Origin of the sequence: Ruegeria sp. THAF57 (assembly GCF_903914075.1) — a bacterium.
In the GTDB taxonomy this organism is placed as follows: domain Bacteria; phylum Pseudomonadota; class Alphaproteobacteria; order Rhodobacterales; family Rhodobacteraceae; genus Ruegeria.
The window spans coordinates 231,616-249,878 of the sequence record NZ_CAIWNQ010000003.1; the positions used below are offsets into that span (position 1 = coordinate 231,616).

Consider the following 18,263-nt stretch of genomic DNA (forward strand, 5'->3'; position numbering starts at 1 on the left):
ATTCTGCTGGCCCGTCTTGACCCTTCCGGCGATTCCCACTACACGCATCCAACCAGTTTTCGGGCGCGACTTCGGGTTGCGCCCCTTGTGATTTGGCCGAGGGCAGTATGCCCGGCCTCCAGAAACAAAGGAAGAAACCATGTCGCGCCGTTGCGAACTGACCGGAAAAGGCCCGATGACTGGCAACAATGTCAGCCACGCCAAAAACAGAACTCGTCGTCGTTTTCTGCCCAACCTGAACGACGTTACCCTGCAGTCCGAGACTCTGGGCCGTGGCGTCAAGCTGCGCATTACTGCCGCTGCTCTGCGTTCGGTTGATCACCGCGGTGGTCTGGACGCGTTCCTGGCCAAAGCCAAGGACGAAGAACTGTCCGCGAACGCACTGAAAGTGAAAAAGGAAATCGCCAAGGCACAAGCTTCGGCCTAAACTTTTTTTACTGCGAATTTCAGGCCCTGTACCCACGTGGTGCAGGGCCTTTGCTTTTGTCTGGATTAAGAATGTTCGCGATTTCGGTGCAATTGGATCCTGAAGCGTAACTTTGATCACATACAGCGAATTCTGAACGGAATATGTTTAGGCATATTTTTGGCGGAGTTTGCCCTCATGTCTTTCAAATCTTTCGATTCTTTCTCAGTGTTGGCCGCATTTTTCGGCAAGACCTTTGGGACATGCTTTCGGATGCAACGTCAGGTGAACCGGCTGCATACGAGTCTGACCAAAGGGTCCGTCAAACGCCGGGAATTAGACCGCTGACACTTTCGTCTGACCCCAAGGCTTCAAGCGTCTGAATGCGCTTGAAGCCGGAATTGTCTCTGGCCTATACCCTTGGCAGAATGAAACCCGCTCTGACCAGAATTCTACCCTTTGCGCTTTCGCTGCTCGTTATTTTGACGGGGCAGGGTTTTGCAGTTTCGCGCGGGGTCGATGCTGCGGTCGGTCAAATGGTGCTGTGTACCGGAAACGGTCCGGTTGTTGTCTACGTCGATGCCGAAGGGCAACCGACGCAGGCCCCGCATTTTTGCCCTGACTTTGCTTTGACCGTGTTGGGCGCTGTTTCCATGGCGGACGCTGCGCTTCCCGACGCGCCAAAGCAACCCCAGCCGAGGTTGAAGCGTGGCTTGGGTGATCTCATCACGCCGTCGGTTGCCTCACAATCGGCGCGCGCACCTCCCAATTTGGCTTGATACTGTTTTCCATTTTATCAAGAACTCAAATCAGGAGAGGCTTTATGTCCTTCACCTACAAAATGCTGGCCACCGTTACCGCCGTTACCCTTGCAACTGCCGCCTGGGCGCAAGATAGCATCACCGTCGAGGACGCCTATGCGCGTTCGTCGGGCAAGTCCGCAAAGGCGGGTGCCGCTTTCATGATGATCCAGAACTTGGGTGAGACCGACGACCGTTTGATCGCAGCCGAATCGGATGTTGCGGCACGGGTCGAGCTGCACACTCATCAGGTTGATGACAACGGCGTGGCCAAGATGCTTCATGTCGAAGAGGGGTTCGTCATCCCGGCCGGAGAAACTCATATGCTGAAGCGTGGCGGGGATCACGTAATGTTTATGGGGATTTCGGCACCGTTCGAACAAGGCGCAACTGTGCCTGTCACGCTGGTTTTTGAAAAGGCTGGTGAGATCGTGGTCGACATTCCGGTCGATCTGGAACGCAAAGGCGACCACGGGTCACACAACCACTAAGGCTACGCTTTTCTTCGGGCCGCGATACGGCCGTCATCCATGCGTCAGGCCGGGTAATCCCCGGCCTGTTTGCGTTGCGTTTCAGCGGTTCACGACGCGCATTGCGATGCGATCATGGGCCCGTTTGAAGCGCGCGGCGAGGAAGAACATAACGACCGAGAAGGCCAATGCCGAAAAGGCGATTGCCCAACCCAGGGCGACCATCCCGCTGCCGGGCCAGAACAGCAGCACAAGTCCGATAACCAGCGCCACAATCCCCGAGTTACGCACCGTGGCCGCGTCCGGGTTCTGGTCGGGCATCTGACGCCAAGCCATCAGCGAACCCACTCCAACGATCAACGCCCATGCGCCCAGCAGGAAGAAGGTCAGGCGGGCGACGCCCTCGGGCCAGATCAGCAGAATGAGGCCGATCAGAAGGGCGCCGATTCCAACGCCTCCGATCAGGCCGCGCCGCCCGAAACCCAGCAAGGTCAGGCCGCCGTCGAACACCAGCAATAGCCCAACAAGTCTGAGCAGGAGCGAGATGCTGCCCGTAGGCCAGAACAACGCGGCGATACCAAGCACCCCGGCCAGAATGCCGCGTAGCAGGAAGGTCCACCACAGGTCTGCCAATTGATCGCCAAGCGCGTCTCGGCCATCCGGTCCCTGATCGTCCAGAATTTCGCCTTGTTGGGTATTGGGATCGGTCATGGGAGCCCCTTTGAGAATGGTTACTCCTTAAATGTTAACGATAATTCGGGCTCTTGTCTGCCGGTTATCGCTGCCCCAGCAATTCGTCCACCCATCGCGGCACGGTTTCTGATGCCGGGCCAAGGATCACATCATCGAAGCTGGACGCCCCGGTCGACGGCTCAAGGTTAAGCTCAACGGTGCGCGCACCGGACATGGCGGCTTCGTGCACGAACGCGGCGGCGGGGTAGACTTGGCCCGATGTGCCAATGGATGCAAAGACCGAAGCCCCGGCCAGGTGATCATAGATCGTGTCCATGTGATAGGGCATCTCGCCGAACCAGACCACGTCTGGCCGCGCAGTAGGGGCAGCGCAGGCTGGGCAAGGTTCGCCCACAGACATCTCGGGCGGTGCCGTCCAGCGATGGCCGCACGCAGCACAAAGTGCGCCGGCGAGTATGCCGTGCATGTGGATTACATCTAGGGCGCCACCCGCTTCGTGCAGGCCGTCGACGTTTTGGGTTACGATCACGACTTCTCCGGGCCAGTCTTGCTGAAGGTGAGCAAGCGCATGGTGGGCCTGGTTCGGTTCCGCCTTTGCCGCCTGCGCGCGTCGGGCATTGTAAAACCCTTGAACCAACGCGGGATCGCGGGCAAATCCTTCGGGCGTCGCCACGTCTTCGATCCGGTGTTGTGACCACAAGCCCCCTTCGTCGCGAAACGTGCCCAGTCCGCTTTCCGCAGAAATCCCGGCCCCAGTGAGAATGACGATCTTTTCCATCTTTGCCCTTCGCGCTACACATTGGCCTATGAGCCACCGTATCCTGTTTGTCTGCCTAGGCAATATCTGCCGTTCCCCTGCCGCCGAGGGCGTTTTTCGGGCGCGTGCGCCGCACCACTCCAGCGACAGCGCCGGGACGGCGGGATGGCATGTTGGCAATCCACCTTACGGCCCGATGCAAGAGGCCGCTCTTGCGCGTGGGATCGCCTTAAGCGATCTGCGCGCCCGTCAGTTTACAGCCGAGGATTTCCACAGGTTCGACCTGATTATCGGAATGGATGCGAATAACATCGCGGATATCGAGGGCCTACGCCCTGAAGGAAACGACACTCCCGTGCGCCTGCTAACCGATTTCGCACCCCACTTGGGGGCCGATCACGTGCCGGACCCGTATTACACACGCGATTTCGACGGTGCGTTGGACTTGATAGAGGCTGCCGTTGATGGCTTGGATGAGCACTTGGGCGGTTAACCCATGACCTTGAGCCGGTCACTGAGCCATGGCAATTGCTCCAAAGTTGGATCGACGATCTGAGTGCGCATGAGGCGGCGCATCATGCCAGCGACCTCTTGCGGTACCTGATCGGACCAGTCGGTGCGGGTGAACAGCGAGATCATGCGGGCGAATTCCCCGAACGGAGCCGGATGTGCTTCGAGCCCATCGTGGAAACGTGCCGCACGCATGTACCCCAGCGGGGTCGTAATCGCCCATCCCAATCCACGCGCAACCATCGCCATCAGTGCCAGGTGAGAGCCGATTTCGAACCGTTCCTCAAATTCAAGCTGCTGTCGGGACATGTGCGCTTCGATCTGACGGCTTATCAACTGTTCCCGCGCATAGCGCAAAAAGGGCAGGTCCTGCATCGCGTTTGCGGCCCCTTTAGGGGTCACAAGAATAAATGGGTCCTGAACCAACGGGTATTCCACAACGCCTTCAAGCACCTCACCGGAATGTGCGGATACGGCCATGTGCAGGCGTTGGGCCTCGAGGTCCGCAAACAGGTCAAGGCTGGGCAGCGTGATCAGTTTGAACTTTGACCGGGTCAGGCTGTCAGCCAGCAACGTGGCCAACCGCGGCGTCAGGTCGTTGTCGAAATCGTCGATCAACCCGATGGACAACGTGGTCAGATGGCCAAGGTCCATCACTGTCAGTTCGCTCTGGGCCATCTGGAGCTCGGCCAGAATTGCCTCGGTTCGAGTCAGGAAACTGCGCCCGGCCTGCGTCAGCCGCATCGGGCGACGTCCATGGTCGACCAGTTCGGTGCCCAAGGCATTTTCCAGATTGCGCAATTGTTGCGAGACCGATGGCTGGCTGAGGCCCGTAATCTCGGCCGCCTGAGCCACCGAGCCTGTCCGCGCCAGCGCTTCGAACACTTCGAGGCCGCGCAGGGTAAGCCCTTTCATAACCATATAGTACACCTTTCGCTGCGCCTTTTCTGGGGCGCAGGGCGTGTCAGGTCAAGGCGTAGGGCTGGCTTAGCTGCAAATCGCCTGCGCCATCTGGCCAAAGGCCCGATACCTGTCCCACAGGGCATCGTCCCGCGCAGTCTGAGACATTTTCAGCTCTTGTGCTTGGTGTGGGTCGGTGAACCACTTGGCGACGGTTTTCTGGTCGCTGCGTGTAAGGGCCTGATTGGCCACGCGCTGAATGCAACTGCACCGGTCTCGCGTGGCAGCCGAACGGTCGGACGCCAGACATGCCTGTTTGATCTGGGCCGCATTTGCCACCGGAGCCACCGCCATCAGCGACGCGGCGCATATTGCGATAAAGAGGAACTGTTTCATACTCGAGCCTCGTTTTTGCCTGCCCGGAGGGATCTAGCGCCCCTCTCGGTATGCGCGTGAGTATGAATCAAACCGGACTCGGGATCAATCTCACGATGCAGAAATGTGATTTCTTTTATTGTGGCGAAAAGAATGGCCAAATTAGGGCCGCACGCGGCTGCGCGCGACCCGACGGGTTATTCCAAGGAAATAAGGATCGCAGGCGGCTTTGTCCCACCTTGACCAGCGCACGTTTTCGAACCATATCCCGACGCTATGACAGACCTCGCTCATATCCGCAATTTCTCCATCGTCGCGCATATCGACCATGGCAAATCCACCCTTGCTGACCGGCTCATCCAAGAGACCGGAACGGTCAAGGATCGCGACATGAAGGAACAGCTGCTCGACAGCATGGATATCGAGCGGGAACGCGGCATCACTATCAAGGCCAACACGGTCCGCATCGACTATACCGCCGACAATGGCGAGGAATACGTGTTGAACCTGATCGACACCCCCGGCCATGTGGACTTTGCCTATGAGGTCAGCCGGTCCATGCGCGCGGTTGAGGGCTCTCTGCTGGTTGTGGACTCGACCCAAGGGGTCGAGGCGCAGACGCTGGCCAACGTCTATCAGGCAATCGACGCCGATCATGAGATCGTGCCGGTGCTCAACAAGATCGACCTGCCCGCCTCCGATTGTGACCGCGTGGCCGAACAGATCGAGGATGTGATCGGCATCGACGCCACCGACGCCATTCAGGTCAGCGCCAAGACGGGGCAGGGCATCCACGAAACGCTCGAGGCCATCGTGCAGCAACTGCCCGCGCCGCAGGGCAATCTGGACGCGCCGCTCAAGGCGATGCTGGTGGATTCGTGGTACGATGCCTATCTGGGCGTGATCGTTCTGGTTCGCATCATGGACGGTACGCTGAAAAAGGGGATGCGGGTCAAGTTCATGTCGAACGGCACCCTGCACCATGTGGACCGCGTCGGTGTCTTCCGGCCTGAGATGGAGATGGTCGACAGCCTCGGTCCCGGTGAGATCGGCTTCCTGACCGCTTCGATCAAACAGGTCCGCGACACCCGCGTCGGGGATACCATCACCAATGACCGCAACGGGACCGAGGACGCTCTGGACGGCTTCAAACCCGCGCAGCCAGTTGTGTTCTGTGGCCTCTTCCCCGTGGACTCGGCCGAGTTTGAAGACCTGCGGGATGCGATTGACAAACTGGCCCTGAACGATGCCTCGTTCAGCTTTGAGATGGAAACCTCAGCAGCGCTGGGCTTTGGCTTCCGCTGCGGCTTCCTGGGGCTGTTGCACCTTGAGGTCATCCGCGACCGCATCGAACGCGAATATGATATCGAGCTCATCACCACCGCTCCGTCGGTGATCTATCACGTCTACATGAAAGACGGCGAGATGATCGAGCTGCACAACCCCGCCGACATGCCCGATCCGTCCAAGGTCGACCATATCGAGGAACCGCGCATCAAAGCGACCATTCTTGTGCCCGACGAATACCTCGGCGACGTGTTGAAACTCTGCCAGGACCGTCGGGGTATCCAACTGGACCTGACCTATGCCGGGTCACGCGCGATGGTTGTGTACGACCTTCCCCTCAACGAAGTTGTGTTCGATTTCTATGATCGCCTGAAATCGGTAACAAAGGGTTACGCCAGCTTTGACTATCAGATGACCGGTTATACCGAGGATAATCTGGTCAAGATGTCGGTGCTGGTGAATGACGAACCCGTTGATGCCCTGTCAACCATGGTTCACCGCGACCGGGCCGAGATGCGGGGCCGGGCGATGTGCGAAAAGCTCAAGGACCTGATCCCGCGCCACATGTTCAAAATCCCGATCCAGGCCGCCATCGGAGGCAAGGTCATCGCCCGCGAAACCCTCTCAGCTCTGCGCAAGGACGTGACCGCGAAGTGTTATGGCGGGGATGCCACACGGAAACGCAAACTGCTGGACAAGCAGAAGGCGGGCAAGAAGAAGATGCGCCAGTTCGGGAAGGTCGACATCCCGCAGGAGGCGTTTATTTCTGCGTTGAAGATGGATAGCTAAATATTAATGCCGCTGCCTTTTGTTGGCGGCATTGATACTTCGGGTTAGTTTGGTTTGGGTAGCGCAACTGGCTTAAACCCATCAATAATTTCGGTTGCTTTGACCGGAGCAATGCTACCTGATTTTACCTTAGATTTGAGATATGGCGCTAATTTTTCTTTGTAGTAGACAGTTCGCAGCCATTTCCGAAACTCCGGTAGTGCATCATCGGGGTAGCAATAGGTGTCGATTGGTCCTGCCGCAGATTGTGGATAGTAACTTGGGTAACTACTTTTGAAACTCTGGCGCATGCCGTGAACGGCTTGCAGGTTCTCGTCCTTCCAGTACTTAGCCCATGCGAGGCCGACACTAATATCGGGTACAAACCCAGAATCTATCATTACTCCTTGATGAACTAGGGACGCGAACATCTCTGCGATCTCTTTAAAAATACTAAAGTATCCCATTGGAACTGCATTTTCAAAGAGCCCGACACGGTCCATATATTGAACAGTGGCCAAGTCAGCGGTTGACGCATTTCGCGGCAGTCCGACTTGTTCGTAAACAAAATCTGTGAAGCCCTTTCTAGCGAGCGTTCGATACGCACTTCTCGCATGGTCGTTAGGTGTCGCTGAATCAAGCGCGTAGTATTCGAGGATTGCCATGCACACATGCTCTGGAAATGCATGGTGGATTGATCCGCTTCTTTGAGCCGTGATGAAGGCTTGGGTGTCGTCGCCAGCACCTTCGCGGATAATTTCCTTGATTTTATTGACACGTTTTTTTGGCGGTTCAACCTGCCAGTCGTCGACGATAGAAACAACGTTTGAGGGGCTAACGCCACAAAGGCGCGCCAAACCTCGACCGGTAAGGTAGGGAGCCCCGTTGCTCAAAACTCCCATTCCGACGCCTTCGTTTTCGACTTCGGTCACGATTGTCAGGTTCAGTTCAAGTTGTTCCTTGTCTTGGCTACTCAAGCTCGTTCCTTTTCTATTTTGCTATCGAGTTATTCTGTCCTTGCAGTTATTTAAGTGTTCACGGTCGCGTTACAATGATGTAATTTATTTGTATCTTTTCGTGTTCGATCTGACCAGTGCACCCGCCCGGCGGCACCGCCGAGCCGCGCCGACGCGCGCCATGGGGCGGCGCGTTTGCGCTTCCCCTAGGGTCGGTCGCAGCCCTTTGTTCTATCGAGTGGGCGTTGAGACTTTGCGCCGAAGCACGACACGTCCTGACCCAGATCAAGGACCACCCGCAGCCTCAGTTCTAACCTCCACCAAAACACTCAGAACACACGAGGCCCCTATGTCACCGCTGACGCTGATCCTTCACATCTTCCTTGGTTCCACCCTTGCCGGGTCCGCCGTGATTGCGGTTTTGGTTTTGGGCTTTGCCTCGTGGACGGCCATGTTGATCGCTGCGGTTGCGGGCTTTGTTGCGGCTTTCCCTGTCTCGTTCATGGTGGCGCGCAAGCTGGAAGGTTGAGGCGCGGTTTAGACGCAAAGATCGGAATGTGTTATCCTCCGCCCCAGGGGGACCGCGTTCAGGCGGCCTTTTTGATTATACGCTTGCAACGCAAGACCCTCAGAAATGAGAGGTTATTATGCACAATTTCTTAACAGCGACCGCAATCACAGCCCTGACCGTCGGCCTGTCCAGCACCTTTGCTATGGCTGAAAGTTATGACGCCGCCGGCAAGGGGTCGGGCGTCAGTTCGAACCAGGTCTTCAGCATCTCGGACGGGCACGCGGTGATCAAATCTCAGACCGACTATGACAGTTTCGAGGTTTCCGCCGGTCACCCGTTGGAAGGGGCGACGGGGTCCTGTTTTGGTTCGATGCTGATCAATGGGGCCGAGGTGTCGGGCGCGGGCAATTGCGTCTTTGATACAACCTCTGGCGACAAGGCAGTGATGAGCTGGACCGCCACGGGGATCGGTTCGGACGGCGCATTGACCGGCGACTGGTCGGTATCCGGCGGCACGGGCGGTTGGGCCAGCGCCACGGGGGGCGGCACGTTCTCGTCCTTCACCGATCCGGACACGCAGAAATTCGTCAATACGATTTCGGGTAGCTTTGAGCTGAACTGAATCACTATTTTAAACAGAAGCTTAGGGAAATGGCGTTCGGGTCAGAGCGACCTTTGCGCTGCGTGGCAGGTAAGCGTCACCTAAACCCTTCATGAAGTTTCCCTTAGGTTAGTTGCAACCGGCCCTCTCTCATCCAATCTGTTCAGCAAGCCGGAAACGGCCAGACCTTTGGGAGGAGAGCCCATGACCAGATATATGACTGCCGGAGCAGCCGCTTTGGCCACGACACTCACCCTTGGAACGGCTGCGATGGCCGATACCACGCCCGATCTGCGCGGCACGTGGGTGGGGACCTATACGACCGTACAACCCACGCATATGCAGCGTGGGACCGAGCCGCGTTTCAACAAGGCCGAATGGATGCTGGATGTACAGGTGCAGGAAGACAACGTCTTTTGGGGGCCAAGCCTGTGGCGCCGGGACGGTGACACGGATTGGAACGAGAATGAGGCCACCGGGACGATAAGCCTGGATGGATCCGGCAAGATCGGGATTGTCGAAACCTCACCCTTGGTGATTGGTGCAAATGCGCTGATCGACGCCCGGTATGAAGACGGAAAGATTTTTGCGGATTTCCGTAGCCTGAGAAACGGAACGACCTACAGCACCGTTCTGGAACGTCAGGTGAACTGAAGCGTTTCCGGCCCGGTTGGGCTGTAGGGGGTACTGGCTGCGATTGTTTGCAGTACGTAATAAGTAACTCCGACCGGGCCGGACGCTTCTCAACAACGGAACCAATGTCTCCACAGGGAGGAGACGGGTCGGGCGGCAATTCCGCCGTCAGCGGTAGGGTTCGGTTCTATCCAAGCTGGAATGCGGCGTTTCTTGGTTTGGGTTAGTCGGATCTGGTGAGCTTCAGCGCAGCATCGCAGACGGTTGCAGAAGTGTTGCCCGGCCCTGGTTCCTTTTGTGTGGCGCCCTATTTAAAGCGAATCCACAGGTGTCGATTCGACGGATCGCGCGTCCGAAAGTTGAACGTCCCGCTTCACTTTCACGTTCACAGGTGTTTGCACATGCAGAAACAGCCGCAAATTCGGGCGTTTCCTAAAGTCTGGACTTTTCCTTGATCAAACCTGCGTCTGGGCGCGTTTTCTGGAGTTGTCCACAAAACGCTCCCTGCGGATATCAACACGTTATCCACGGCTAATTTTCATGCTGCAGTGCTATTTTCTTGTCGGGTTACGGACTGAATGCAACAGTCACCTTACCGCAGCGGTTCTTAGGGGCCACGGCGGGACGCAAAGGCCAAGGGGGTCTGAGTGAAAGGTGGTAAGTCTTAGGATATACCAGCGTTCACAGAGGCTTACCGGTAGGTGATTGATCGAGTCGAGCTGAGGCTCGGATCGTTTGATCAACTTCTCAGAAGGTCAATGCGTGTTGCAAGGCGTCCGCAGGCGCCAAGCAGCAGTCGCGGCTTTTAACTGGGTTGTGACAACTGGATCGGGGCGTCCCTCGGGCGTGTCGACCCGGCGAGGCGTCAGGGGTGTCCGTTCGGACACATGCAAAGACCGCGTCTGCGCACCTGACGCCTTTTCCTTTTGCCGGTCCCCGGGATTTTACAGGCTGCCACTCTATCCCCCTTTATGATGGGATCGGGGTTCTTGCTATTGTGCAAGAACCCCGAAGTCGTGTCAGAAATGCAATGCCGCGTCTATGCACCTGTAAGGCAACGATAACGCGGAAGGCTCAGACTATCAACCATATGTAGGGGGTGAGTGTCGCCTTTGCGCAACATGAGGGTTGCGATCAAAGGGCTTGCTGTACGTCGCTGGCCGTATCCGAAATCGCATCGCCCGCTTTTTCAATATCGCGTCCAACGCCTTTTGCCGTTTCGCAGGCAGTCAGTGCAAACAAGGTCAATCCAAGCAGAATTGTGCGGATCATTGCTTTCTCCATAGGTGTTTATGTCGACGTGCGTAACAGTTTTCCAATGTTGAAACCAGCGTTTTGCTGACGGTTGATGAGCCGTCCAGGCCGGAGCGAATTGGGCAGGTGCTCAGGAACTTGGCATGTCGAAACAGGCGGTCCCCGAAGCGGCTAAGAGGGGCTGGTCAAAAGGAAACCCAGCAACCCTTAAACCGCGTTCGAACTACCGTTTACCAGAGGGACGAGATTATTGCGCCGGTTGAATGGACGTTTCAAAACGCCCGGGGTGTGCGATTGCCTCAGGCAGTCTCTTCGCGGCAGAAAATCTCGTAGACAACTTCCAACATGCGGCGTGGACGGTCATCTGCCAGGCGGTAGAAAATGGCTTTTCCTTCGCGGCGGGGCGTTACCAATCCTTCAAGGCGCAGGCGCGACAATTGCTGCGAGACCGCCGCTTGGCGGGCGGATAGCAGTTCTTCTAGTTGCGTAACCGATTTCTCACCCGACACCAGGTGACACAGGATCAAAAGCCGTCCTTCATGGCTGATCGCCTTCAGAAAGTTGGATGCGCGCGCGGCGTTTCCTGCAACGCGCTCGAGGTTTTCGGAAAATGAATCCGGTGAAAGCTCTGATAGTGCCATGTGCGTTTTCCTTTTGGGCCGGGCTTGTGCGTGGTTGGCGGGTTCCCTGTCGCCGCCAAGAGCGGACGCTTTATCTATTTTGGAGGCGAATTTCTATATGTAAGAATCAAAATGACGTGATGAGAAAAACTCAGCCTGCCCGCAAGACGGATCGCGGCTTTCAGTGTTCAGGTCATGCCTGGGAACCGGACAGTTGCGAATTGCGCCTGATGGGGAAACGCCGCGTTCAGGGCATAAGTATTCAGCCCCCCTTGCAGCCCCCCTGTGCCGACACTAAGACTCGGGTAATGTTTCTTCGGGTAGTATCCCGATCCATAGCAAGACAGGCAGGTTCCTAATGTTCGATCCCGTTGATACCTATATGAATACGCTCGTCCCGATGGTTGTTGAGCAGACCAGCCGTGGCGAACGCGCGTATGACATTTTCTCGCGCCTTCTGAAAGAGCGGATCATTTTCATCAATGGCCCGATCCACGACGGGATGAGCCATCTGGTCGTGGCGCAGTTGTTGCATCTTGAGGCGGAAAACCCGAACAAGGAAATCTCGATCTACATCAACTCACCTGGCGGTGTTGTGACCAGCGGATTGTCGATTTACGACACAATGCAGTATATCAAGCCGAAATGTTCGACTTTGGTGATCGGTCAGGCGGCCTCGATGGGGTCTGTTTTGCTGGCCGGTGGCGAGAAGGGGATGCGTTTTTCCCTGCCGAACAGCCGGATCATGGTTCACCAGCCCAGCGGCGGTTATCAGGGTCAGGCGAGCGATATCATGATTCACGCGGCCGAGACGCAAAAACTCAAGGATCGCCTGTACGATATATACGTGCGCCACACCGGGCAGACGAAAAAGGCGGTTGAAAAAGCCTTGGATCGCGACAACTTCATGAGCCCGGAAGAGGCGAAAGACTGGGGTCACATCGACGAAATCGTCGAAAACCGCGCCAAAATGGATGGCGATGAGGCCTAAAAAATAGTCCCCGCGTTAAGGGCGCGGGGTACATTTTTGACATTGTAGCGGCCCCGGCGGTGGCCTAAGCTGCAGACATAAGCGGCAAGAGCGGCCCAAAGCGGGTCGCAGGGACGAAGCCCGAAAGGTAGAACATGGCGACGAATTCAGGCGGTGACGGCAAGAACACGCTCTACTGTAGCTTCTGCGGCAAGAGCCAGCATGAGGTGCGCAAGCTGATTGCCGGCCCCACAGTTTTCATCTGTGACGAATGCGTCGAGCTGTGCATGGACATCATCCGCGAGGAAACCAAGGCCAGCGGTCTGAAATCCACGGATGGGGTGCCGACGCCCAAGGACATTTGCGAGGTTCTGGACGATTACGTGATCGGTCAGGCGACGGCCAAGCGGGTTTTGTCGGTGGCAGTTCACAACCACTACAAACGCCTGAACCATGCCCAGAAAGCGGGCGGCGACATCGAATTGGCTAAGTCCAACATCCTGCTGATAGGTCCGACCGGTTGCGGCAAGACGCTGCTGGCGCAGACCTTGGCGCGGATTCTGGACGTGCCGTTCACAATGGCGGATGCAACCACGCTGACCGAAGCCGGTTATGTGGGTGAGGACGTCGAGAATATCATCCTCAAGCTGCTGCAGGCGTCGGAGTACAATGTTGAGCGCGCGCAGCGCGGCATCGTCTATATCGACGAGGTCGACAAGATTACCCGCAAATCCGAGAACCCCTCGATCACCCGTGACGTATCGGGCGAGGGTGTGCAGCAGGCGCTGTTGAAACTGATGGAAGGCACCGTGGCCAGCGTGCCGCCACAGGGCGGCCGCAAGCATCCGCAGCAGGAGTTCCTGCAGGTGGACACCACGAATATCCTATTCATCTGCGGCGGTGCGTTTGCCGGTTTGGACAAGATCATCGCACAGCGCGGCAAGGGCTCGGCGATGGGCTTTGGCGCTGACGTTCGCGACAATGATGAGCGTGGCGTCGGTGAAATCTTCAAGGATCTGGAGCCCGAAGATCTGCTGAAATTTGGCTTGATCCCAGAATTTGTTGGCCGTCTGCCGGTTCTGGCAACGCTGGAAGACCTGGACGAAGATGCGCTGGTGACGATCCTGACCAAGCCCAAGAACGCTCTGGTTAAGCAATACCAGCGTCTGTTCGAACTTGAAGACGCAGAGCTGGCCTTCACCGATGACGCGCTGAAAGCGATCGCCAAGAAAGCGATTGAGCGTAAGACCGGTGCGCGTGGTCTGCGATCAATTCTGGAAGATATACTGCTGGACACGATGTTCGAACTTCCGGGTCTGAAAAACGTGACCGAGGTTGTTGTGAACGAAGAAGCGGTGTCTTCGGACTCGCAACCGCTGATCATCTACGCGGATGCGGCTGAGTCTGCCTCGGCTGGGTAAGTTCAAAGTCTCCTGACATATTCGGCGCGGTTCTCCCGCGCCGTTTTCTTTTGAGGGCACTATGGCAATTAGACGTATTTCTTCAGGCGGGGAATTTGAGGCCAAAGTCGGATATTGCCGTGCCGTGGTGGCGAATGGGTTCGTCTTTGTTGCCGGAACCTGTGCGCAGGGCGACGACATTCCCACAGATATTGTTGGTCAGTGCAGGTCCGCTTTGGATGCAATTGGAAAAGCACTGTCTGAGGCTGGGACGGATTTCGCCCATGTTGTCCGTGTAAACTATTACCTGCCGGACATGAATGAGTTTGAATTGTGTTGGCCTTTGTTGGTTGAGGCATTCGGAGCCAACCCGCCAGCGGCGACGGTAACCGAATGCAATCTCATTACGCCTGAAGATCGCATTGAGATCGAAGTGACCGCAGTTTTGCCGGAATAGGGGCTGCGGTCTTTGTGACACTGGACCTTGGCGAGCCTTTGGTCCATATCTGCAGGAGCAGAAATACCGGAGGCAGACGATGGGAATCCTGAATAATCTTTTGCGAGCCGTAACCTGGTGGAATGGGGCCACTCTGAATACGCAGCTCTACACGGCGCGTAAGGGAACCAAGGTTGGCGAAGATAACGAAGGTAATGTTTTCTATCGCAATGCCGACGACAGCAAGCGCTGGGTTATTTTTAATGGCGAGGCCGAGGCCAGCCGGATCGACCCTGACTGGCATGGATGGTTGCATCGGACTTGGGACGAACCGCCGACAGACAAGCCGTTGCAGCATAAAAACTGGGAAAAGCCACATCAGGAAAATTTGACAGGTACGGCTTTGGCCTACGCTCCTGCAGGTTCGTTGCGCCGACCCAATCCGGTCGAACGTTCGGACTACGAGGCTTGGACCCCAGAATAAGCGAGGCGAGCAATGTCGAGCTATAATGTAACCGAAGTCCTGGTGGGCGGGGCCGTGTTGGCCTGTGCTGTGGCATTTGGCGTTTATGCCAGCCAATCGACTGGCCTGTCGCAAAGCGGACCGGGATATGAATTGGGCGCATCTTTCAGATCGCTGGAAGGTGTTGGCGTGGGCACTGACGTTCGTCTTGCTGGCGTCAAGATCGGGACCGTGACAGGCGTTGAGCTGAACCCCGATACGTATCGCGCGGATACAACGTTTTCGATTTCTGACGGGATATTGGTGCCGGATGACAGCGCGATCGTCATCTCATCCGAAGGTTTGCTGGGCGGGAACTTTGTCGAGGTTATGCCCGGTGGGTCGCCTTTCTTTTTCGAACCCGGCGATCAGGTCGAGGATACGCAGGGTGCGGTCAGCCTGATCTCGCTTCTGGTCAAGTTCGTGGCCGGGGATGGTGGCGAATGAAGCGCCTGTTTTTGATAGCAGCACTACTTGCATCAACGGGCGCAGCAGCCCAGCAAAAGGTTCAATCCGGCCCGGGCGCGATGCTGCGTGGTTTGGACAAGGTCAACGGCCACACCGTTGACGTCGAATTGCAAAGCGGTCAGACCGAGGCGATTTTTGGACTGGATGTGGCTTTGGGCGATTGCCGTTATCCGGCTGAAAACCCGACCGGGGACGCCTTTGCCTATCTCACGATTTGGGAAAAAGGTAAGACAGATCAATTGTTTGATGGATGGATGATCGCCACATCCCCGGCGCTGAACGCGCTGGATCATTCACGTTACGATGTCTGGGTAATCCGCTGTATGACACTATCCGGCAACTGATCCAATTCTGCGGTGAAGTCTGCGCTGGCGTCGATCGCCTCTTCCAATGCCTGTCTGTACTGAGCGCGCGGAACTTCGATCGCGCCTAATGACGCCAGATGAGCGGTCAGAAATTGCGTGTCAAATAACTGAAATCCGGTACGCCTTAGCCGATCGACCAGATAGGCCAGCGCAATTTTTGAGGCATCCGTTCGCCGTGAAAACATGCTTTCACCGAAGAACGCAGAACCCAGGGATACTCCGTAGACTCCGCCGACCAGTGCCGGTCCATCCCAGATTTCTAATGAATGGGCATGGCCGGATTGGTGCAAGCGTTGATACAGATTTCTCAGCTCTGCATTGATCCAAGTGTCTGTGCGATCGGCGCAGCCGTCGACGACGCCAGCGAAGTTCTGATTGATCGTAACTGAGAAACCGCAGTTTCGGATTCGCCGCGCAAGGCTGCGGGATATGTGGAACCCGTTCAGAGGGATAATGCCCCGAAACTTTGGGTCGACCCAGAACAAATCCGGATCGTCGCGGTGTTCGGCCATCGGGAAAATGCCGATGGAATACCCATGCAGCAAGAGTTCGGGAGAAAGGCTCATTCAGACAGTCCGGCGTTCGAAGGGCCGAAGCCCTTCGAAGTGGTGGTGTTACTCGGCCATATTCTCCGCAAGCCAATGCTCCAGCCAGTGAATGTTGTAGTCGCCGCTGTGAATGTCGGTTTCTTGCAGTAGAGCATGGAACAGCGGCACCGTGGTGTCGATTCCATCTACGATCAATTCACCCAAGGCTCGGTCCAGACGCGCCAGCGCCTCGGCCCGGTCGCGGCCCTGCACGATCAGCTTGGCAATCAGCGAGTCGTAGTAGGGCGGGATCGAGTACCCGTCATACAGCGCCGAATCCATCCGCACGCCCAGACCACCAGGCGCGTGATAGGCGCTGATCTTACCGGGGCAGGGCGAGAAGTTTGGCAGTTTCTCGGCGTTGATCCGAACCTCGATGGCGTGGCCGTTGATTTCCAGATCGTCCTGACCGAACGACATGTCCTCGCCTGCTGCCACACGGATTTGTTCGCGCACCAGATCGACGCCGAAAATGCCCTCGGTCACCGGGTGTTCCACCTGCAGGCGGGTGTTCATTTCGATGAAATAGAACTCGCCATTCTCGTACAGGAATTCGATTGTGCCCGCGCCGATATAGTTGATCTTCGCCACAGCGTCGGCGCAGATTTTACCAATCTTGGCACGTTCCTCGGGGGTGATGCTGGGGCCAGGGGCCTCTTCAAACACCTTCTGATGGCGGCGCTGAAGCGAGCAATCACGTTCGCCCAGATGGACAGCCTTGCCTTTGCCGTCGCCAAAGACCTGAATCTCGATATGGCGCGGTGTGGTCAGGTATTTCTCGATATAGACCTCGTCATTGCCGAAGGCGGCTTTGCCTTCGGCGCGTGCGGTCATGAAGGCGCTTTCCATCTCATCCGCGGTCTGCGCAACTTTCATGCCGCGGCCGCCGCCGCCGGCGGTGGCTTTGATGATGACGGGATAGCCGAATTCCTCACCAATGCGCTTAGCGTCTTCCAAAGTCGGAACGCCGCCGTCGGAACCCGGTACGCATGGCACACCAAGGGCTTTCATCGTGTCCTTGGCGGTGATCTTGTCACCCATCACGCGGATATGTTCGGCGGTGGGGCCGATAAAGGTGATGTCGTGATCTTCGACGATCTGCACGAACTCTGCGTTTTCGGACAGGAAGCCATAGCCGGGGTGGATCGCCTGCGCGCCTGTGATTTCACAGGCCGAGATGATGGCTGGCACGGACAGATAGCTTTGCGGGCTGGGCGGGGGGCCGATACAGACAGACTCGTCTGCCATGCGCACGTGCATTGCGTCGCTGTCGGCGGTGGAATGGACGGCAACCGTCTTTATCCCCATCTCGCGCGCGGCGCGGATGACGCGCAGGGCGATCTCGCCTCGGTTGGCAATCAGGATCTTGTCGAACATGGGCCTGCCTTACTCAACAATGACCAGGGGTGTGCCGAATTCCACAGCGTCGCCGTCACCCACCAGAATGCGTTTGATGGTACCCGATTTAGGCGCGTGGATGTGGTTCATGGTTTTCATCGCTTCGACGATCAGCAGCGTGTCGCCTTCGGACACGGATGCGCCGACCGAGATGAACGCAGGCGCGCCGGGTTCGGGCTGCATGTAGACGGTTCCCACCATGGGAGAGGTCACTGCACCGGGATGGCTGGCCGGGTCTTCGACAGCGGCCGGTGCTTCGGCAGCAGCAGCCGGTGCCGGAGCAGCAGCGGGTGCTGCCGCAGGGGCCGCAGCCGGAACTGCCACTTGAACCGGAGCTACGGCAGCGGTCTGTGACAAGCGGCTGACGCGTACATTCAGGCTGTCTTCCTCGCCGTATTCGCGCTTGACCTGCAATTCGGTCAGGTCGTTCTCGCGCAGCAGTTCAGCCAATGCCTTGATGAATGCCACATCCGCTTCGTGTTTGGTGTCTGTCATGAGTGTCCTCGACGGTTCCCCTTTGGCCCGTCTGTGTCTTGCGGGCTTTGGTCTGATTACGCAGCGTTATAAGCCATGAGCCTTGCCATGAAAAGCGCGTC

General features: G+C 57.0%; 24 protein-coding genes. 14 read left to right on the top strand and 10 right to left on the bottom strand.

Going from position 1 to position 18,263, the window contains the following annotated elements:
* Positions 1-139: 139 nt before the first annotated feature.
* The 3 genes from rpmB to RUESEDTHA_RS09035 all read left to right on the top strand — a co-directional run bounded on the left by rpmB (position 140) and on the right by RUESEDTHA_RS09035 (position 1,697).
* Positions 140-427, top strand: coding sequence for a 50S ribosomal protein L28 (gene rpmB / locus RUESEDTHA_RS09025; RefSeq protein ID WP_180886352.1), 288 nt, complete (start codon positions 140-142; stop codon positions 425-427).
* A 362-nt stretch (positions 428-789) separates the two neighbouring features.
* Complete coding sequence (locus tag RUESEDTHA_RS20855; RefSeq protein WP_370456778.1) at positions 790-1,185, top strand: hypothetical protein; 396 nt, start codon at positions 790-792, stop codon at positions 1,183-1,185.
* Positions 1,186-1,229: 44 nt separating this feature from the next.
* Positions 1,230-1,697, top strand: coding sequence for a copper chaperone PCu(A)C (locus RUESEDTHA_RS09035; protein ID WP_180886354.1), 468 nt, complete (start codon positions 1,230-1,232; stop codon positions 1,695-1,697).
* 81 nt (positions 1,698-1,778) lie between these two features.
* Here the strand turns inward: RUESEDTHA_RS09035 and RUESEDTHA_RS09040 are convergent, their stop codons facing one another.
* Positions 1,779-2,387 carry an HdeD family acid-resistance protein gene (locus tag RUESEDTHA_RS09040; protein ID WP_171125557.1) on the bottom strand — a complete coding sequence of 203 codons (609 nt, stop codon included), beginning with the start codon at positions 2,385-2,387 and terminating at the stop codon, positions 1,779-1,781.
* Positions 2,388-2,451: 64 nt separating this feature from the next.
* Entirely contained in the window at positions 2,452-3,147 is a 696-nt protein-coding gene (locus RUESEDTHA_RS09045; protein WP_180886356.1) for an NAD-dependent deacylase, read from the bottom strand.
* A gap of 28 nt (positions 3,148-3,175) precedes the next feature.
* Between RUESEDTHA_RS09045 and RUESEDTHA_RS09050 the strand changes: the two genes are divergently transcribed.
* Complete coding sequence (locus tag RUESEDTHA_RS09050) at positions 3,176-3,619, top strand: low molecular weight protein-tyrosine-phosphatase (RefSeq protein WP_180886358.1); 444 nt, start codon at positions 3,176-3,178, stop codon at positions 3,617-3,619.
* Here RUESEDTHA_RS09050 and RUESEDTHA_RS09055 read toward each other — a convergent pair.
* Together RUESEDTHA_RS09055 and RUESEDTHA_RS09060 are read right to left on the bottom strand one after the other, a co-directional pair.
* Positions 3,616-4,557, bottom strand: a complete 942-nt coding sequence (locus RUESEDTHA_RS09055; protein WP_180886360.1) for a LysR family transcriptional regulator — start codon at positions 4,555-4,557, stop codon at positions 3,616-3,618. The genes RUESEDTHA_RS09050 and RUESEDTHA_RS09055 overlap by 4 nt on opposite strands.
* Before the next feature lie 66 nt (positions 4,558-4,623).
* Positions 4,624-4,932, bottom strand: a complete 309-nt coding sequence (locus tag RUESEDTHA_RS09060) for a hypothetical protein (RefSeq protein WP_180886362.1) — start codon at positions 4,930-4,932, stop codon at positions 4,624-4,626.
* A 255-nt stretch (positions 4,933-5,187) separates the two neighbouring features.
* Here RUESEDTHA_RS09060 and lepA point away from each other — a divergent pair, with 255 nt between their 5' ends.
* Entirely contained in the window at positions 5,188-6,987 is a 1,800-nt protein-coding gene (lepA, locus tag RUESEDTHA_RS09065; protein ID WP_180886364.1) for a translation elongation factor 4, read from the top strand.
* A gap of 44 nt (positions 6,988-7,031) precedes the next feature.
* Here lepA and RUESEDTHA_RS09070 read toward each other — a convergent pair whose 3' ends face one another.
* Positions 7,032-7,943, bottom strand: a complete 912-nt coding sequence (locus RUESEDTHA_RS09070; RefSeq protein ID WP_180886366.1) for a hypothetical protein — start codon at positions 7,941-7,943, stop codon at positions 7,032-7,034.
* A 328-nt stretch (positions 7,944-8,271) separates the two neighbouring features.
* Here RUESEDTHA_RS09070 and RUESEDTHA_RS09075 point away from each other — a divergent pair, with 328 nt between their 5' ends.
* The 3 genes from RUESEDTHA_RS09075 to RUESEDTHA_RS09085 all read left to right on the top strand — a co-directional run bounded on the left by RUESEDTHA_RS09075 (position 8,272) and on the right by RUESEDTHA_RS09085 (position 9,688).
* Positions 8,272-8,451 carry a CTP synthetase gene (locus RUESEDTHA_RS09075; RefSeq protein WP_180886368.1) on the top strand — a complete coding sequence of 60 codons (180 nt, stop codon included), beginning with the start codon at positions 8,272-8,274 and terminating at the stop codon, positions 8,449-8,451.
* 118 nt (positions 8,452-8,569) lie between these two features.
* The gene (locus RUESEDTHA_RS09080; RefSeq protein ID WP_180886370.1) at positions 8,570-9,055 is read left to right on the top strand and encodes a hypothetical protein; all 486 of its coding nucleotides are present in this window, start codon (positions 8,570-8,572) and stop codon (positions 9,053-9,055) included.
* A gap of 183 nt (positions 9,056-9,238) precedes the next feature.
* On the top strand, positions 9,239-9,688 hold the full coding sequence (locus RUESEDTHA_RS09085; RefSeq protein WP_180886373.1) for a hypothetical protein: 450 nt from the start codon (positions 9,239-9,241) through the stop codon (positions 9,686-9,688).
* A 1,113-nt stretch (positions 9,689-10,801) separates the two neighbouring features.
* Here RUESEDTHA_RS09085 and RUESEDTHA_RS09090 read toward each other — a convergent pair.
* Both RUESEDTHA_RS09090 and RUESEDTHA_RS09095 read right to left on the bottom strand, forming a co-directional pair.
* Positions 10,802-10,939, bottom strand: a complete 138-nt coding sequence (locus RUESEDTHA_RS09090; RefSeq protein WP_171125517.1) for an entericidin A/B family lipoprotein — start codon at positions 10,937-10,939, stop codon at positions 10,802-10,804.
* A 281-nt stretch (positions 10,940-11,220) separates the two neighbouring features.
* Positions 11,221-11,562, bottom strand: coding sequence for a metalloregulator ArsR/SmtB family transcription factor (locus tag RUESEDTHA_RS09095; protein ID WP_180886376.1), 342 nt, complete (start codon positions 11,560-11,562; stop codon positions 11,221-11,223).
* Positions 11,563-11,899: 337 nt separating this feature from the next.
* On the opposite strand from RUESEDTHA_RS09095, the gene RUESEDTHA_RS09100 reads away from it, so the two are divergent.
* From RUESEDTHA_RS09100 to RUESEDTHA_RS09125, 6 genes are all read left to right on the top strand, one after another.
* Positions 11,900-12,532, top strand: a complete 633-nt coding sequence (locus RUESEDTHA_RS09100; RefSeq protein WP_039970058.1) for an ATP-dependent Clp protease proteolytic subunit — start codon at positions 11,900-11,902, stop codon at positions 12,530-12,532.
* A gap of 134 nt (positions 12,533-12,666) precedes the next feature.
* Positions 12,667-13,932 carry an ATP-dependent Clp protease ATP-binding subunit ClpX gene (clpX, locus tag RUESEDTHA_RS09105; RefSeq protein WP_171121930.1) on the top strand — a complete coding sequence of 422 codons (1,266 nt, stop codon included), beginning with the start codon at positions 12,667-12,669 and terminating at the stop codon, positions 13,930-13,932.
* 61 nt (positions 13,933-13,993) lie between these two features.
* Positions 13,994-14,368 carry a Rid family hydrolase gene (locus tag RUESEDTHA_RS09110; RefSeq protein ID WP_180886391.1) on the top strand — a complete coding sequence of 125 codons (375 nt, stop codon included), beginning with the start codon at positions 13,994-13,996 and terminating at the stop codon, positions 14,366-14,368.
* A gap of 79 nt (positions 14,369-14,447) precedes the next feature.
* Positions 14,448-14,831 carry an NADH:ubiquinone oxidoreductase subunit NDUFA12 gene (locus RUESEDTHA_RS09115; protein WP_180886393.1) on the top strand — a complete coding sequence of 128 codons (384 nt, stop codon included), beginning with the start codon at positions 14,448-14,450 and terminating at the stop codon, positions 14,829-14,831.
* A gap of 12 nt (positions 14,832-14,843) precedes the next feature.
* Positions 14,844-15,296: an outer membrane lipid asymmetry maintenance protein MlaD gene (gene mlaD, locus RUESEDTHA_RS09120; RefSeq protein ID WP_170565449.1), complete on the top strand. Its 453-nt coding sequence runs from the start codon at positions 14,844-14,846 to the stop codon at positions 15,294-15,296.
* Positions 15,293-15,661: a DUF2155 domain-containing protein gene (locus RUESEDTHA_RS09125; RefSeq protein WP_180886395.1), complete on the top strand. Its 369-nt coding sequence runs from the start codon at positions 15,293-15,295 to the stop codon at positions 15,659-15,661. The genes mlaD and RUESEDTHA_RS09125 overlap by 4 nt, the downstream gene beginning before the upstream one ends.
* On the opposite strand, the gene aat is transcribed toward RUESEDTHA_RS09125, so the two are convergent.
* From aat to accB, 3 genes are read right to left on the bottom strand one after another with little or no spacing between them, the layout of a single operon-like run.
* Entirely contained in the window at positions 15,616-16,248 is a 633-nt protein-coding gene (gene aat, locus RUESEDTHA_RS09130; RefSeq protein ID WP_180886397.1) for a leucyl/phenylalanyl-tRNA--protein transferase, read from the bottom strand. The genes RUESEDTHA_RS09125 and aat overlap by 46 nt on opposite strands.
* 48 nt (positions 16,249-16,296) lie before the next feature.
* Positions 16,297-17,646, bottom strand: a complete 1,350-nt coding sequence (gene accC, locus RUESEDTHA_RS09135) for an acetyl-CoA carboxylase biotin carboxylase subunit (protein ID WP_180886399.1) — start codon at positions 17,644-17,646, stop codon at positions 16,297-16,299.
* 9 nt (positions 17,647-17,655) lie between these two features.
* Entirely contained in the window at positions 17,656-18,162 is a 507-nt protein-coding gene (accB, locus tag RUESEDTHA_RS09140; RefSeq protein ID WP_180886401.1) for an acetyl-CoA carboxylase biotin carboxyl carrier protein, read from the bottom strand.
* Positions 18,163-18,263 lie beyond the last annotated feature (101 nt).